We start from the raw sequence: 16,415 nt of genomic DNA on the forward strand, positions 1-16,415 counted from the left end.
AATACAAATGTTCTGCCGTTTCGCCCAGTTCACATTTTGAAACGTCGATACGTGCGAGCTAATAATGACGTTCTGTTAGCTCGGTGCACTTTGGGAAGTGTTCCGAGGGGGAGGAGAAATAAATGGACGCATTTCTGAGCGGACTAAAAACGGCAGTCGATACGCTTGGGGCAACGGTTCTGTTGCCTATCGTAATTTTCATTATTGCAGTGGTACTTGGGGCAAAGGTTGGCAAAGCCTTCCGTGCAGCCATAACCATTGGCGTCGCTTTCATCGGTATCAATCTGGTCCTTGGCCTCATGTTCACCTCTATCGGTGAAGTGGCTCAGGCAATCGTTACCAATACAGGCATCAAGCGCGATATCGTCGATGTGGGCTGGCCTTCCGCTGCGGCCATTGCCTTTGGTTCATCCGTAGGCTTGTGGGTTATTCCAGTTGGCATTCTGGTCAATATCGCGCTTCTGCTGATGCGCTGGACGCGTACGCTGAATGTCGACGTGTGGAACTTCTGGCACTTCGCTTTCGTAGGCTCACTGGTTGTCGCCGCAACGGATAACATCGCTTACGGCATTATTGTTGCAGCACTCGTTGCGGCTTTGTCTCTGCTGTTTGCTGACTGGTCGGCACGCGCTGTTCAGCAGTTCTATGGCATTCCAGGTGTTTCGGTACCGCATCTGGCTTCCGCACAGATCCTGCCAATCGCGATTGTGCTGAACTGGGTCATGGATCGCATCCCCGGCATCAACAAGATCAACATCAATACCGAAACCATCGAACGTCGCTTTGGGGTTTTTGGTGAGCCGGTTGTGATGGGTCTGATCATAGGTCTCGTGCTCGGTCTTATCGCATTCTATAACGCGGGTGACTTCGGCACCGTGCTTGCCAAGGTTCTGGGCACCGGCATGACGCTGGCAGCGGTTATGCTGCTCCTGCCGCGTATGGTCAAAATCCTGATGGAAGGTCTGTTGCCGGTTTCTGATGCTGCACAGGAATTTGTACGCAAGCGCACAGGCGACCGCGAACTTCTGGTCGGCCTCGATTCGGCTATCCTTATCGGTCATCCGGCAGCGATCTCGTCGGCGCTCATTCTTGTACCGATAGCTATCATTCTATCGGTCATACTGCCGGGTAACCGCGTGATCCTGTTCGCCGATCTCGCCGTCATTCCGTTCATCGTCGCCATGACTGCACCGCTTCTGAAAGGAAACGTGTTCCGCATGGTCGTCGTTGGAACCATCACACTGGCCATTGGCTTCTATGTCGCCAATGCGCTTGCGCCATTGTTCACCAGCGCGGCTGTATCGTCGGGCTTCAAGCTACCTGAAAATGCCTTGCAGATTACTTCGGTGGTTGATGGGTTCCTGTGGGTTCCTGACATTATCATCAAAACAATCAGCTGGCTTGGTGGTACGGTTGGCGTGGCAGTCATTGCTGCTGTTATTGCGCTGCTGTTCATACTCTATCGTCGCAACACACTCGCATGGGAACGTGCGGCGGGCGCAGAGGATGAACCTGCGGAAGAAAAGACTGCCTGATATTGGCTGTCAGTTTTTCAATATAATCGAAGCCGCACGTCGATATCGACGTGCGGTCTTTTTCAAACGGAGAATGGAATGGCCGCTGGTCTGATTGATTATCTCGACCCACAAGCGATCGAGCTTCAGAGCGAAGCAAAAACCAACGAAGAGATTATCCGGATATTGGCGGGCAAGCTCGAGAAGCTGGGCTATGTAAAGCCAAGCTACGCCGATGCTGTCGTCAGCCGTGAACTGTCCATGCCAACCGGATTGCCGCTTGAGCGCGACGATAACGTTGCAGTTCCTCACACCGATCCTGAACATGTGGTCAAGGCTGGCATTGCATTCGCGACGTTGAAGTCGCCCATCCAGTTCGCCAATATGGAAGATCCGGAAGAAACTGTCCCGGTTGGATATGTGTTTCTGCTTGCCATCAATGACAAGGACAAACAGATTGAGACCTTGCAGCAGATCATGGCAACCATTCAGGATGCTGATGCACTCGACAGATTGAAGGCTGCGCGCACGCTTGAGGACGTTGAAGCCGCACTGCAATAACGACTAATCGTCTTAAGGATAAAGGGTCTTTACAACTGAATTCGAGACAAGAAAAAATACGATATTTGTGCCTTACATTGAATGCACGAACACCAATTGGAGGAAACCATGGCTAAAATGAAAACGATTCTCTTCGCTTGCGGCACAGGTGTAGCAACATCTACGGCAGTGAATGCGGCCGTTACCGAAGAAATGAAAAAGCGTGGACTGACCTTCAATGCTCAACAGGCAAAAGCGACTGAAGTTCCTTCTCTCGCCGACAATGTAGATTTCATCGTCTCCACGACGCCTATTTCGGCGTCTGTTACCAAGCCCGTCATCAAAGGTCTCCCCTTCCTGACCGGCATTGGCAAAGACAAAGCTTTCGACGACATCGAAGCCGAATTGCGCAAGTAATAACAGCTGATTGAAGCTATGAGAGATGCATGCCGTTAGAGTCGGCACCTCATCCAAATTGACGAAAGCGCTGGTGGTCAGCGCTTTTATGCTTTCTGAATGACACGAACACTCTGCCCTCCACCAATGTCGACCAATTGCGTGAGCGGGGGCAACTGATGCACATCATGCGTACCAAAACTTTCAGGATAAAACCCAAAGCCTTCTGGCGCTTGAGGCGGACGTCTCTCATCAACAAGAGGCGCACCGGACAATTCCGTCATCGGATCGGGAATGGCCGATATCAGTCGACGTGTGTAGGGATGCGTCGGGTTTGAAAATATCCGGTCCCATGGGCCGCTTTCGACAATCTGTCCGAAATACATCACAGCCACACGGTCACTCATGTGCTCCACGACGCTCAGATCATGGCTGATCATGATATAGGACAACCCTAACTGCTCTTTAAGTTCCAGCAGCAGATTTATGATCTGAGCGCGTATGGAAACGTCGAGCGCGGATACCGGTTCGTCAAGCACAATAACTTTTGGATTAAGCAGCAATGCCCGCGCTATGCCGATACGCTGGCGCTGGCCACCCGAAAACTCATGCGGATAACGCTTTGCCTGTTCTGGTTTCAGGCCAACAAGACGTAGGATTTCCTCAACACGCCCATCCACTTCGCTGCGAGATTTCACCCCATGAAGCCGCAAAGGGGCAGCAAGCGAAGTATAAACAGTCTGGCGCGGATTAAGCGAAGCAAAAGGATCCTGGAAAACCATTTGCGCCATTTTCGCGCGCTCTAGCCGCGAAGGCTCATCCTTGCCTGTGATAGGCTTTCCTTCAAAGTAAATCTGTCCGCTCGTTGGCTTCTGCAAGCCAACGATGGAGAGCGCCAGCGTGGATTTACCGCAACCGGATTCCCCGACGATTGACAAGCACTCGCCTTTATTAAGGGTGAGATTGAGATTGTTGACGGCGCGCAGCAACTGCGTTGACCGGCTGAATATGCCACCACTGATTGGGAAGTGAACACTAAGATCATCAATGCTGACCAAAGGCTCAGTCAATTTGGTCGAATACATATTATTCATGATGAAAGCACCTCACTGAGCCTGCATCTTGCAATGGCGTCCATCCGGGTTTTTCAGCCCGGCAGATGTCAGTCGCGCGTTTACAGCGCGGCTCGAACCTACAGCCTTGGGAGAACGCCGAAATCGAGGGCACAACGCCTTCGATTTCCTGCAATTGGCGCTGACCTTCCTTCTGGCGTGAGCCAAGTTGTGGAAGCGAGGCAAGAAGCCCATGGGCATAAGGATGTGCCGGATGATGGAAGAGGCCTGCCGTTACTCTTTCTTCGACAAGATGTCCCGCATACATGACACCCACGCGTCGGCACATTTTGGCAATGACGCCGAGATCATGACTGATCATGAGTACAGACGTCCCCCGTGCTGTGCAAAGTTCTTGCATCAGACGCAGAATTTCTGCCTGTACAGTTACGTCTAGCGCAGTCGTGGGCTCGTCCGCGATCAGCAGGTCAGGATTACAAGCCAGCGCAATGGCGATCATCACACGCTGTCGCATACCGCCCGACATCTGGTGCGGATAGTTCTTCACACGCTGTTCAGGCGCAGGAACCTGAACGCTACCGAGCGCTTCGACTGCTTTTTGCTCTGCCTCATGCCAAGTCGCGCCCTGGTGCAGAACGAACATTTCCGCGATCTGCCGGCCAACAGGAGATAGAGGGTTGAGAGCGGTCATCGGCTCCTGAAAGATCATCGCGATACGATTGCCACGTAGCTTTCGTAAGTCACGCGATGACATGGACTGCAGATCTTGCCCTTTGAACCGGATCGCGCCGCCTGTGACCGAAAGCGGTTTGCGCAACAGTCCAATCATCGACAAAGCGGTTATGCTCTTTCCGCATCCGGACTCTCCAACAAGACCAAATGTTTCACCGGCATCAATCATGAAGGACACATCTTCGACCACGTTATGTCGAACGGAACCCGAAGCGATGTCGATGCGAAGGTTTTCGACTTCAAGAAGTGCTTTTTCACTCATACCTTACGCGTCCTCATATGCGGATCGAGCCAGTCACGCAGGCCGTCACCGAAAAGATTAAGCCCAAGCACGGTAAAGAAGATGGCGAGGCCGGGAAAAACTGCAGCCCATGGCGCGCTGACAATGAGCTCACGCGCATCGGTGAGCATATTACCCCAGCTTGGTTCCGGCGGACTGATACCGAGGCCAAGATAAGAAAGTGCGGCTTCTGCCAGAATAGCGTCACCCATGCCAAGCGTACCAATAACGAGGATTGGCCCAATCATATTCGGTACAATCTGTGTGATCATGATACGAACATCACTGTAGCCAAGCATCTTGGCGGCCTGAATATAGCCCTGCTTTTTGAGCGAAAGCGTTGAGCTGCGCGCAATGCGGCATGTCCATGACCAGTTCGTCAAGCCGAGTGCAAGCAAGAGGCTCGGCAGACCGGGGCCGAGAACAGCCATGATAGCCAGAGCAAAAATAAGCGAAGGTATCGCCAGCATCAGATTGGTGAGGCCGTTGACGAAATCATCCCACCAGCCACCAAAATAACCTGCCGAAATGCCAAAGCAGAGCCCGATAACTGTGTTGATGCACTGCGATACGACACCAACAGTCAAAGAGACCTGCGCACCATAAAGGATGCGAGAATAGACATCCCGCCCTTGCGCATCAGTGCCGAACCAGAACTGCGCGTCTGGAGGCAGTTCTGCATTCATCAGGTCAGCATCGAGAACCGGATTATAATGGGCCAGTAGCGGTGCAAACACCGCGGACGTCACAATGATAGCGCATACAAGGCCACCGAATACGAGGTTGAAACGCAGTTTCATGGGCTTACTCGTGGCTAATGCGCGGATCAATAACCGCGTAGAGGATATCAACAATCGTATTGATGGTGAGAAACCACAACACGATTACGAGAATTGCTCCTTGAACCACAGGGATGTCGCGCATCGAAACACTGTCGATAAGCAAGGAACCGAGCCCCGGCCAGGAGAATAGCTTCTCAACCACTACGGCCTGTCCCATCATCGACCCGAACTGCAGACCGATGGTTGTAATGATCAGCACCAGCGCATTGCGCATGACATGCCACTTCACGAGGCGAAAACTGTTCATGCCTTTCGAACGCGCTGTGCGGATGAAATCTGCGCCCATGACTTCAAGCACCGCCGCACGTGTCGTCCGTGCCAGCAACGCAAGTGGCGCAACACCCAACGTGAGAGCCGGCAGTATGATGTTGCGTATGCCGCCATCTCCATAACCAAAACTTGGCAGCCACCCGAGTGTCAGGGCGAAGAGGTACATGGCAAGCAGGCCAAGCCAGAACTGCGGCAGTGAGAGGCCTGAAACCGCGCCTATCATCGTTACGCTGTCAAGAATGCTTCCGGGCTTGAGCGCCGCCAGAAACCCGAGTGGTACACCGATCAGAATAGCAAAGCCCATGGCAGCAAAGGCTAGTTTAAGTGTCGGCCACATACGCTCCTGAATGAGCGAGACCACCGGCTGCCTTGATCGGTAGGAGGTTCCGAGATCGAACTGTGCCAACTGAACCAGATAGTTGCCAAACCGCACATGAACGGGCTTGTCGAGCCCAAACTCCTGCGTGATTTTTTCAACCATTTTCGGGTCATTCATACCCTTGCCATTGGCAACAAGGCTGGTCGCGATGCTTCCCGGAACAACGCTGAAAATGACGAAGATCAGCAGTGATACCGCAATGATTGTAGGTATCATCTGCAGAACGCGGCGGACAATAAAATAGAGCACACGGTCCTCCTTTCGGATCAGCGCGAAACACGCTGGAGCAAAGGGGATCAGTGGCCCGCCCGAAAACGAGCGGGCCGATCCAGATCAGCCGGAATTAGAGCGCATTCCGAAAAGTGTGAAACGGTTTTCGGAATAGGTGCGCGCTAAAACAAACAGTTTGAGCGCCGATCTGATTCAATCAGATCGAGACCCGCTCTAACGACCGGACGGAACCGTGTCGTCTACCCAAAGCTTTTCATAGGACTGAACTGCGAGCTCTGCCGAGTTTGGCTGCAAGCCATGCAGCCATGGCTGATGTGCCATGACAGCTTTATTGTAGTTGAAGAACCAGACGGGTGCTTCTTCCTGCAACAGATTGTTGGCTTTCTTCAGAAGCTCATTCTTCTCTTCTTCGGTTTTAGCTAGTTTCGCTTCATCGACAATCTTGTCAAATTCAGCATTAGCGAATTTCTGATAGTTACATGCTGATTGCGGTGTCGTCGAATAGAAGCACTGCATCGCAGTCAGGGCATCCGGACCGCTTTCCAGCGACCACATATAGGCCTGGAAATCACCGGCCGGGACCACATCAGCAAGCACGGAAGCCTCAACCGGCTTGGCTTTCACCTTGATCCCAACCTTGTCCAGCATCGGAATGATTGCCTGAACGATGGTCAAACCCCAGCTCTCATTCTGTGTTGCAGTCAACTCGAATTCAAAACCGTCTGGATAACCGGCTTCTGCAAGCAAGGCCTTGGCTTTTTCAGGATCATATGGATATGGCTTCGCATCTTTGTCGAAAGCAGGCGACGAGTTCGGAAGCCAACCAACCGCACGATAGGCCTTGTCTTTGACCAAACGCTTGATGATCAGATCGCTATCGATGGCGTAATTGATCGCCTGACGAACACGCTTATCCTGAAACGGCTTGAAATCCGGGTTAAAGCCGACAGCGCGGGTGTAAACCTCGGCAACTTCGATCATGTTCTTGGAAAGCTCTGGGTCCGCAAGATAGGCAGTATATTGCGCTGGCCCAAGCACTGCCACGTCGATTTCCTTATTGCGGAATGCAACGTCGCGTGCGGAGGCATCGCCCATGATCATGATATTGATCTTGTCGGCGTATGGTTTGCCTTTTTCGTAATACTTGTCCCACTTTTCAACCGTCAGACGGGATCCCGGAACATATTGGGCAAACTTGTATGGTCCTAGACCAATCGGATGACGCTGGAATTCATCGCTATCGCCCTGACCTGCCGGATAGATCGCAGTATTGTTGCGCATGAACTGATAGCCGGGATCAATTGGCTGCTTGAGGGTGATTTCCAGCGTATGATCGTCGATCTTCTTCAGGCCAGAAATTTCCTTGGCCTTACCCTGCGTGTATTCTTCCGCACCCTTGATCTCAGCGATATAGCGCGCTGGTGGGAACGCCTTCTTAGGATCCATTATCCGGGTGTAGCTCCAGATAATGTCATCTGCTGTCAGCGGCTTACCGTCATGGAAAAATGCATCCTGACGCAGCTTGTAAGTATAGACGAGCTTATCGTCCGAAACACTCACATCTGTTGCGAGGCCCAAAACAGGCTTGTTCTGATCGGCATCCCAATCATAAAGCGTACGATGAATGGCTTTCGCGTAAAACTCGTCCTGTGTTGCTGGCGACGATTGAACATCAAGCGTCGAGAAGCTGTCCCCATAAGGCGCAACAAAATTGATGACGCCTCCTGGCCGCGGCTCGTCAACAGCGTAAGCTGCGGTTCCCGTCATCAATGCAACGGACATCGCTGCAAGCAATGCAAATTTTCTCATAGTTATCCCCTTTTTTACTTTTTTTTTGTTATCCGAATGAACGTTTCAGGCAGCTTGGCCAAAGCTTCGCTGCCTGTTCTCCTTACGAACGTTCGAACACCACCTCGCCTTCACGAATGGTGAGCACGCAATGTGTATCGTTGAGAATTTCCGCTGGTTTTGCCGTGAGCATATTGCGCGAAAAGACCGCAATATCAGCCGCCTGCCCCGGTATAAGTTTACCCTTCACCTTCTCGAGCTTCTGCGAGAAAGCGCCATATTCGGTATAGACCTGGAGTGCTTCTTCAATGGAAACGCGCTCGCGCGCATCCATAACCGTTCCTTTGCCTGTTTCGCGCGTCAGCATCGAATAGATATTGGGGTAAGGGTTGGGATGGCAAACCGGCGCATCGCTGCCAGTCGCTGGCTTGAAGCCAAGGTCCTTCCACGTCCTGAGCGGATAGCTCGAAAGTGCCTTTTCTTCCCCAAGCACTGAAATATAGGCATCACCAAAGTCGTAGATGAAAACCTGCTGCGGGCATGGATAGATACCCGCCTTTTTCATCCGTTCATGCTGTTCAGGCGTAGAGAAGCCGCAATGTTCGATACGGTGGCGGCGGTCCGGATCAGGATAGGCTGCAAGCGCCTTTTCATAGGCTGTGATGAGCTGACCGATGGCCGCATCGCCAATCGCGTGACATGCAAGCTGATAGCCCATTTTATGGGCATCCAGGACGAGCGCTTCCAGTTCCGCATCAGGCAATATCTGTACGCCGATATTGTTATCGTCACCCAGATAAGGTTTGCTCATCCATGCTGTGCGCCCACCTGCCGAACCGTCTAGGAATATTTTGACAGCACCAACTGTCAGCATATCGTCGCCGACACCGGATACCAGTCCTGCCTCATAGCATTTCTGTACGATCGACGGCCCAGGATCGCCCAGCAACACCAGCCAGGTGCGTACTGGCAATCGCTTCTGAAGTTTCGCTAAATTGTAAGCGCGAATTTCATCAAAGCCTGCAACCTGTCCGACGGCCGCGTCCATAACGCTAGTAATGCCGTATGAAAGCAGCAGATTGCCAGCAGCTTCAATGGCTTCGATCATCTCTTCCGTGGTGGCCGTGGGGATCGCTTTGCGAACCGCACCTTGTGCGTTTTCGGCGACCATTCCTGTCAGTACTCCATTTTGCTGTTCGATCAAGCCACCGTCTGGAACAGGCGAACTTTCATTGATACCAGCCAGTTCAAAAGCTTTCGAATTGAAGATCGAAACGTGACCGCAGGCACGCACCAGCATGACTGGATGGTTTGGAGCGACAGCATCAAGTTCTGATTTATGAGGATGACGACCGATATCGAGCTTAGTCTGATCATAGCCACGCGCCCTGATCCACGTCCCTGGGGGAACGGAGGCTGCCATATCACGTATTGCACCAAGCAGGCTTTCCAAAGTGGGCGCAGCCTTCGGCGTCGCATCAAGCCATTTGAGCGTAAGCCCAACGGAGATCAGATGAAGATGAGAATCGTTTAATCCGGGGGTAGCAAAGCGCCCCTTCAGATCTATCACTTTTGTCTTGTCGCCCTTGAGGGACCAGATTTGATCTTTGTTACCAGCGGCGAGTACTTTACCTTGCCAGATTGCCAGGGCTTCAACCGTGCCCTCTTCGTATCCACACCAGATCGTGCCGTTATAAAGAATGGTATCAGCACGCAATTCGGGCATTACAACAGACATTCAGCGATCCCCTCCCTAAGTCACGCCTTCATAGAAGATGATCAGAGTTCCACTGATGGATCAACCGTTCAAGCCTTTGATATGACAAATTTTGTGGGGTATTTTATTCAAATCGACGAAACCGCCGTCGTTTTGTTGAAACTTTTGCAAAGCTTGCGCAACTCAGAAATGGAAAGCCGAATGTCTAAAAGCCCTTATTACAATACTCGATAACGAGCTTTAGCCGCGCTTATTGCATTGAATGCCTTGACCGCCACTTCCACGAAGGGCAAAGCAAAGTCGCATTATGTGGGATCAAAAGTTGAACATTCTGTTTGATAGAGCTGAAGCGAAGTTTGCCGGTAAGGTGGTGCTGGAACCGCTTTCGCTTGAGCTTTCAGAACGACGTATCGGCATCATCGGCTTAAACGGATCTGGAAAGACCACCTTTTCGCGCATGGTGAACGGGCTAATTCTTCCGTCCTCAGGCCGCGTCGTGACAAATGGCCACGATACCGCGAGCAATGGGGCTAAGGTTCGGGCGACTGTTGGCTATATCTTCCAGAACCCCGCCAACCAAATCGTACTACCTCTGATAAAAGACGATATTGCATTGGGCCTGCAATCGCGTGGACTCGGCAAGCAGGAAATAGCCGTCGCGGTCTCAAGCGTACTGGATCGTGTCGGAATTACGCATCTGGCAGAGCGCAGGGCACACGAACTATCCGGGGGCGAACTGCAGCTTGCCGCGCTCGCCTCAGTTCTCGTTACATCTCCCGATATTGTCATTATGGACGAGCCAACCAATCAGCTCGATTTGCGAAACAGGAATATCGTAGAACGCGCCATTCGCGATCTTGACGAGAACGTTATCGTGGTCAGCCATGATCTAACCCTGCTTTCAGGCTTTGACCGCGTACTGCTCTTCGATCAAGGCAAACTGATCGATGACGGACCGGCTGACGAGACGATTGCCCATTATCTGGCGCTTGCATCATGAACTTTTATGAAGTCCGCGGCGATGGGCCGGTTCATCGAATACCGCCTGCAATCAAACTCATAGCCCTGTTTGGGCTAAGTGTTGTGCTGTTTATTCTCAAATCTCCGGCAAATCTCGGAGTTGTCGCTGCACTTGTCGCCGCTGGCTCGCTAATCTCAAGCCGAACCGCTGTTGTCCAATGGCTAAAGTCATGGCCGCTTCTGCTGACGATTGTTGTGGTTGTTGTTTGGACCGCCTATGTGGACGGTGTTCAAGCGGCTTCGATTGTTCTAATGCGGTTGGGATCGTTGACCCTCTTTGCTGCCGTAGTTACCACCACTACGAAGATTGGCCAGTTTATTGACACGATAACCAAAGCCGCTCGACCATTGGAGGCGATTGGTATAGGCAATGCCCGTGACATCGGGCTGGCGATCGGACTGGTAATACGCTTCGTCCCTGAGGTGCACGCCCGTTACAAATCAGTAGCGGAGGCACATCGCGCACGGGGGCTGAAAATGCGGCTATCCACGGTGATCGTACCAATGGTAATTGGCACATTACAAAGTGCAGACGAAATTGCGAGTGCCATTGATGCAAGGTGCATTCGCAATGAACGGCACAAACAGAATTAAGCACAGACACACAAACGCGCTACCGCTTCGACAACAATAGACGGCAGCTAGAAGGTACAAGACGTGCAAACGAAATCTTTGGTTATGATCGCGCTATTTACAGCCATCATCGTGGTGCTCGGCCTGATACCACCGATTATGCTCACCTTCATTCCTGTCCCTATCCATGCACAGAGTTTGGGTGTTTTGCTTGCAGGTGTCGTACTTGGAGCACGCGGAGGCGCACTTTCAGTGTTGTTGCTGATCGTACTCGTCGCAATCGGCCTACCAGTTCTATCAGGAGGCAGAGGCGGCCTTGCTGTGTTCCTCAGCCCAACAGCTGGATATCTCGTGGGTTTCCTGCCTGCAGCTTTTGCTACAGGCTGGATTTCAAATAAGGTGGCACAAAGCACAAACGGCGGTTGGAAAACTTTCGCAGGCTTTTTCTTTGCTGCCACAATAGGCGTCATCATCGACCACGCATTCGGTGTCGCCTGGCTTATTACTTATGTGGGCCTCTCTCCATTCAGCGCCATCATCGGAGATCTTGCCTTCGTACCCGGCGATCTGCTCAAAGCTGCAATTGCAGCCTATGCTGGTCAGTTCATATTCGTTAATTTCGGAAATCGGATGCGTGAAATTTAGAGCTTATCCCGAAAACTTCGACACGGATCCGAATAAAGCAGGCGTCCCAATGCAAAGATCGGGCGAATGGTGTGGCATCACTTGGCCCAGCGGCCATCATATTTGAACTCTGGAGCCTTTTGAATTTCCTCCTTCGTGGAGTTCATCACGGCAGACCACTTCTTCTCATCATCGAAGTAGGTGATGTCTACAGCTTCGGGGCTGACGACGACATATTTCTCGCCGACACCCAAAAAGCCGCCCACGGACACGATATATCCCGACAGCTGGGCGTTCGAAATAATAAGATCTTTGATTTCGCCGATGTTCGTATTGTCACCGTTCAGGATATTAAGACCAACCAGGTTATAACTAAGCACATCAGTGGGCTTGGCAGTAACAAATACTTCTGTTTGCGTTTCTTCTGTCATTGTAGCAGTTTGTGCATTGGCAAATGAAATCATTGCGAGACCAACTGCGGCAGTCAGAATAATACGATGCATTATTAATTCTCCTGAACGGCATTATGACGTGGTTGTCACTATCAAAATGCGCACGGCCACATATTGGTTCCGCTAGAAATTCTCAACGGACGCCATATGCTTGTGGTCGTGATAACTACATTCAACCGACTATCTGTGATGAGACTGGTTCGCTCTCTCAAACATAAAAGCCGTAACCTTACGTTACTGGAAAGAGTGACAATTCTATTCAAATACCACCTGATATTCCGCTAGATGACACATCCTCTCCTCACAATAACCGAAGATGTTAAATCTATGAGCGATAATTACACATTACCAGATTTGTCTGGTGTCCTCCCTGTCCGTCCGATCAAGGTGAAAAAGCATGGCCTTGCGGATAGATGGAAGCTGCTGTTTTTGGCGATAGTCCTCGCGCTCGTATCTGTTGTTGTTACGGTTTCGTGGGGACCAGGCTTTTACGCTGATTACCTCATCAAGAATGACCCACTGATCATTGAGGATGCTACCATTTTCGACGGCAACTGCCGTAGCAAGAAAATGATTACCGATTGCAAGGCCACCCTCTCCTACCGGTATGACGGCGAAAACAAACTGAAGTCCGTCGACTTTTCTTTCCTCAGCCTCTCCAGCGATAATTATGAGACCGATGTTGTGGTGCAAAAATCGAACCCCAATAATGCAACTCTCTCACTGGCGCTGGATGAATTCTGGAACCGTCTTTTCGTCGGCGTTGTGCTCGTTGGCATCATGGCTGGCGGCTGCATCCTCTTCATCAAGCGTTTTGTTCTGATCTCAAGCTCGATCTCTGCGGCCAAAACGGCTTCGATGCTGCAACTGAGCTGGGCAAAGATTTCTTCCCGCAAAAAGAGTATGGGGCGTGTAAGGTTTGGCTATACGCCTTTGGTTACGCACACAAAGAAGCGAAACATCTTCTCCAGCTTCGCCAAAAATGAGTTGCCGTATCTGTATTATGACGAGAAAAGCGATGAGACCTTCGGCCTTGTCGCGGCTCGAGCCGACAATACGCTGCCAGTGTTGCTTGATGATCAGTTTGAAAGATTGGATTTAACGCCGGCAGAACGCGCAGGCATGCAACAAGTTCTTACACACCGTCTCGCGGGTTGAGAAGTCGGTGTTGCAGCCCTTGCCGAAATCACGGACTGATACATATCCTTATTTATCAGGCTAGATAGGGAGACTAAAATGGGTGAAGCAGGTGTAGGCTGGATTGCTGCAATTATTATTGGCGGTCTTGCTGGCTGGATTGCATCCAACTTCATGAATAGCGACACAGGCATATTCATGAACATTATTTTGGGCATCATTGGCGCGGCAATTGCCAGCTTTATCTTTGGTTTTCTGGGTGTCTCATTCGGTGGCTGGCTCGGCTATCTGGTGGCGGGCTTTATCGGCGCGTGTATTTTGATCTGGGTCGGGCGAGCAATAAGTTAGCGTCAAAACTGCAATGAATAAAAAGCTCCGCCCAGCGGAGCTTTTTTCTCTTAAAGACTATTCAATTGATCCACCCATCATGGAAATGTCACCGATTTAAAATCCCTTTTACATTGAAACGTCACCCTCTTTGCGGCTAATAACAGATGCGTTGAAATTTGCGGAGTGGTGGGGTGATACGAATACTGTTTCTACTGCTGGGCCGCGAAATTATTCAGCGGCACTGGAGAACCCTGCTGGTAATCTCTGCGCTCTGGATTATCGGTGGTGCACTGATTGTGATCGATGCACTTGACGGCGACACTGTCTTACCGGCGCGTGTTTTTGGTTATTTCCTCTTGCCTGAAGCCGTATTGTGCCTATTCGCGGCCATTGCGAGCTATGGTACGGCCCGCAGAATGCGCATCGTGCAAGGCGTGGCCCTTCTCGGTGTGAGCATCCTGATCATAAGTTCAACGCCTGCGAGCAACTTCGCGCTCGCCGTTCTTTTCGGCCTGTGTTTCCTCATTGATGGTATTGTGCGCATCGGCAGCGCCTGGGTGGTACGATATCCGCGCTGGAAAATCGGCATGGCCGGGGGCATCGTCGAAGTCTTGCTCGCAATTGCAACGTTGCAACCCTGGCCGACATGGTATGAAGGTACGGTCGGCACAAATGTCGGCGCCGTGCTCATTCTGACCGGCGTTGGCTTGCTCAGCATCGCATTCCGAATAAAACGGCTGGAAGCAGATGCTTCGCTGACGAGCATTCTCAGCAGAAACCCCTTCAACCAACGCGCGGCAAAGCTCTACCGCAAGCGAAGCGCCCGAAACCGCAAAAAGCTTATCGTTCACGTCTGGACACCAACAGGCACAGCAATGACATCGCTTCGACAGAGAGCCATCAACCGCTATATTGCGGCGGTCGACAGCAATGGTGTTATCTCGACAGGACATGCGGCGCTGGAAATGGCACCCGATATTTATATCAGTCATTACCCCGCAGCTGAAATCGATCGCAACCCCGATGAATTCAGCCGTACCTTGCGTGCCACTGCCGACAACAATGTTACCGGTCGTTTTTTGCCGAGCTACGAGGTCGAGTCAGGCGAATGGTGCCCATCTACCGTGCAAGTCGAAATCAATAATATTGATGCAGCACGCCTCAAAACATTCTGGAAGCATTATCGCGCAAACGACACTTACAACCTGACCAACAGGAACTGCTCAAGTGCTGTCGCCGATGCGCTGGATGCAGCACTTGAAGGCGTTTATCGCGAGCACAGATGGCCAGTTTTCAAGGCGCTCCAGTCCATCGTATTTCCGGAACTCTGGGCCGCTGGGCTTATGCGCAAGCGCGCAGAATCCATGGCGTGGACGCCGGGGCTTGTGCTCGATTACGCTCGCGCTTTGTCAGCATTGGTGGACTCCAACAGTCGCCCAACGGCGAAGCAAAGTTTCCGTCTTGTGAAGAAATATTCCCCTCGCAAGTCAAAAGCGACCATTAGTTAGAACTTCCAGCGCCCTCATCGGGGGCGCTCGATTTAACTTGATAATAATACTCATATTAAATAGGTTTCTTGATCAGTTCATTCCATCAATCGGATCAAGCAACCGTGCATTTCTTAATCGCTATCTCCGCCCACCCTCTGCGCAGTATCGAAAAATCCCTGCTCGCCTTGATGTTTCTCATCGGCTTGCAGCTGACCGCCCAATCATCAGCCGTTACAGAAATCAGAGATGCACAACGCATTGTTTCGCTTGGTCCTGACGTGACCGAAATCATATTCGCGCTTGGCGCAGGCGATAAGGTTGTTGCGGTTGACCGCAGCAGCAAATACCCTGCCGAAACCGCAAGCAAGGCAAATGTCGGCTATCGGCGCAGCCTGTCTCCTGAAGGCATACTCACGCTTAATACAGACCTGATCATTGCGTCCGAAGATATCGGGCCGCCTGAAACCACCGATGTTCTGAACCAGTCAGCGGTCGAGATCCTCTATGTGCCTGTCGACAACAGCCGTGCCGGTTTGATCAAAAAGATTGGGCTCATTGCAAAGAGGCTTGGCCTTGAGAAACAAGGCGAAACTCTGACGCAGAAAGTCGTGGACGACTTCGATACCGCAACAGCCTATGCCAGCAGGATATCAGCCGATAAGCAAAAGAAGGTGGTATTTTTCCATGGACTCGCTCGCCTGAGCGGTGCTGGCAGCGACACGGCAGCCGATGCTTTCATCCGCTATGCAGGTGGCATCAATCCTCTGTCGGTCTATTCTGGTTATAAACCAGTCTCGGAAGAGTGGCTGGTCAAGGCGGAGCCTGATGTCGTGCTCATGCTCTCAGACGGTAATGGCGGTCCGACCCGCGAAGACGTTTTCTCAGTGAAGGCTCTACAGAGAACACCCGCTGCCAAAAATCAGTCTCTGATTGTGCTGGAAGGGCCATATATGCTGGGATTTGGCCCAAGGACGGCTGAAGCTATCCGAAAATTGGCTGTAGCACTTTACGAATAGAAAAAAGCCCC

The 16,415-nt window shown here is 51.6% G+C and carries 17 protein-coding genes; 10 read left to right on the forward strand and 7 right to left on the reverse strand.

Features of this window, described 5'->3' with window-relative positions:
- Window positions 1–122 precede the first annotated feature (122 nt).
- From ACSME1_RS18945 to ACSME1_RS18955, 3 genes are all read left to right on the forward strand, one after another.
- Window positions 123–1,535, forward strand: a complete 1,413-nt coding sequence (locus ACSME1_RS18945) for a PTS galactitol transporter subunit IIC (protein ID WP_024896486.1) — start codon at window positions 123–125, stop codon at window positions 1,533–1,535.
- 78 nt (window positions 1,536–1,613) lie between these two features.
- Window positions 1,614–2,075, forward strand: coding sequence for a PTS sugar transporter subunit IIA (locus tag ACSME1_RS18950; protein ID WP_435655209.1), 462 nt, complete (start codon window positions 1,614–1,616; stop codon window positions 2,073–2,075).
- Between the two features lie 108 nt (window positions 2,076–2,183).
- Window positions 2,184–2,471, forward strand: a complete 288-nt coding sequence (locus ACSME1_RS18955) for a PTS sugar transporter subunit IIB (RefSeq protein ID WP_024896488.1) — start codon at window positions 2,184–2,186, stop codon at window positions 2,469–2,471.
- A gap of 86 nt (window positions 2,472–2,557) precedes the next feature.
- On the opposite strand, the gene ACSME1_RS18960 is transcribed toward ACSME1_RS18955, so the two are convergent.
- The 6 genes from ACSME1_RS18960 to ACSME1_RS18985 all read right to left on the reverse strand — a co-directional run bounded on the left by ACSME1_RS18960 (window position 2,558) and on the right by ACSME1_RS18985 (window position 9,771).
- Window positions 2,558–3,544 (reverse strand): ABC transporter ATP-binding protein, encoded by a 987-nt coding sequence (locus tag ACSME1_RS18960; RefSeq protein WP_435655210.1) that lies wholly within the window; start codon window positions 3,542–3,544, stop codon window positions 2,558–2,560.
- Window positions 3,537–4,517 carry an ABC transporter ATP-binding protein gene (locus ACSME1_RS18965; protein WP_435655211.1) on the reverse strand — a complete coding sequence of 327 codons (981 nt, stop codon included), beginning with the start codon at window positions 4,515–4,517 and terminating at the stop codon, window positions 3,537–3,539. Before ACSME1_RS18965 ends, ACSME1_RS18960 begins: the two co-directional genes overlap by 8 nt.
- Entirely contained in the window at window positions 4,514–5,335 is an 822-nt protein-coding gene (locus ACSME1_RS18970; protein ID WP_435655212.1) for an ABC transporter permease, read from the reverse strand. The genes ACSME1_RS18965 and ACSME1_RS18970 overlap by 4 nt, the downstream gene beginning before the upstream one ends.
- 4 nt (window positions 5,336–5,339) lie before the next feature.
- Window positions 5,340–6,275, reverse strand: a complete 936-nt coding sequence (locus ACSME1_RS18975; protein ID WP_435655213.1) for an ABC transporter permease — start codon at window positions 6,273–6,275, stop codon at window positions 5,340–5,342.
- Between the two features lie 195 nt (window positions 6,276–6,470).
- Window positions 6,471–8,066, reverse strand: a complete 1,596-nt coding sequence (locus tag ACSME1_RS18980; protein WP_435655214.1) for an ABC transporter substrate-binding protein — start codon at window positions 8,064–8,066, stop codon at window positions 6,471–6,473.
- A gap of 82 nt (window positions 8,067–8,148) precedes the next feature.
- Complete coding sequence (locus ACSME1_RS18985) at window positions 8,149–9,771, reverse strand: amidohydrolase (RefSeq protein WP_435655467.1); 1,623 nt, start codon at window positions 9,769–9,771, stop codon at window positions 8,149–8,151.
- A 313-nt stretch (window positions 9,772–10,084) separates the two neighbouring features.
- On the opposite strand from ACSME1_RS18985, the gene ACSME1_RS18990 reads away from it, so the two are divergent.
- The 3 genes from ACSME1_RS18990 (at window position 10,085) to ACSME1_RS19000 (ending at window position 12,000) form a co-directional block, all read left to right on the forward strand.
- Window positions 10,085–10,762, forward strand: a complete 678-nt coding sequence (locus ACSME1_RS18990; protein ID WP_435655215.1) for an energy-coupling factor ABC transporter ATP-binding protein — start codon at window positions 10,085–10,087, stop codon at window positions 10,760–10,762.
- Window positions 10,759–11,376: an energy-coupling factor transporter transmembrane component T family protein gene (locus tag ACSME1_RS18995; protein ID WP_435655216.1), complete on the forward strand. Its 618-nt coding sequence runs from the start codon at window positions 10,759–10,761 to the stop codon at window positions 11,374–11,376. The genes ACSME1_RS18990 and ACSME1_RS18995 overlap by 4 nt, the downstream gene beginning before the upstream one ends.
- 63 nt (window positions 11,377–11,439) lie before the next feature.
- The gene (locus ACSME1_RS19000) at window positions 11,440–12,000 is read left to right on the forward strand and encodes a biotin transporter BioY (RefSeq protein ID WP_435655217.1); all 561 of its coding nucleotides are present in this window, start codon (window positions 11,440–11,442) and stop codon (window positions 11,998–12,000) included.
- A 77-nt stretch (window positions 12,001–12,077) separates the two neighbouring features.
- Here the strand turns inward: ACSME1_RS19000 and ACSME1_RS19005 are convergent, their stop codons facing one another.
- Window positions 12,078–12,482, reverse strand: coding sequence for a PRC-barrel domain-containing protein (locus ACSME1_RS19005; RefSeq protein ID WP_132228034.1), 405 nt, complete (start codon window positions 12,480–12,482; stop codon window positions 12,078–12,080).
- A 276-nt stretch (window positions 12,483–12,758) separates the two neighbouring features.
- Between ACSME1_RS19005 and ACSME1_RS19010 the strand changes: the two genes are divergently transcribed.
- From ACSME1_RS19010 to ACSME1_RS19025, 4 genes are all read left to right on the forward strand, one after another.
- Window positions 12,759–13,589, forward strand: a complete 831-nt coding sequence (locus tag ACSME1_RS19010) for a hypothetical protein (protein WP_435655218.1) — start codon at window positions 12,759–12,761, stop codon at window positions 13,587–13,589.
- A gap of 78 nt (window positions 13,590–13,667) precedes the next feature.
- The gene (locus ACSME1_RS19015) at window positions 13,668–13,916 is read left to right on the forward strand and encodes a GlsB/YeaQ/YmgE family stress response membrane protein (protein ID WP_024896494.1); all 249 of its coding nucleotides are present in this window, start codon (window positions 13,668–13,670) and stop codon (window positions 13,914–13,916) included.
- Between the two features lie 173 nt (window positions 13,917–14,089).
- Window positions 14,090–15,406 carry an HdeD family acid-resistance protein gene (locus ACSME1_RS19020; RefSeq protein ID WP_435655219.1) on the forward strand — a complete coding sequence of 439 codons (1,317 nt, stop codon included), beginning with the start codon at window positions 14,090–14,092 and terminating at the stop codon, window positions 15,404–15,406.
- 104 nt (window positions 15,407–15,510) lie between these two features.
- Window positions 15,511–16,404: a heme/hemin ABC transporter substrate-binding protein gene (locus tag ACSME1_RS19025; RefSeq protein ID WP_435655220.1), complete on the forward strand. Its 894-nt coding sequence runs from the start codon at window positions 15,511–15,513 to the stop codon at window positions 16,402–16,404.
- Window positions 16,405–16,415: the final 11 nt, after the last annotated feature.

The sequence above is a fragment of the Brucella pituitosa genome, from assembly GCF_965577835.1.
GTDB classification, from domain to species: Bacteria; Pseudomonadota; Alphaproteobacteria; order Rhizobiales; family Rhizobiaceae; genus Brucella; species Brucella pituitosa.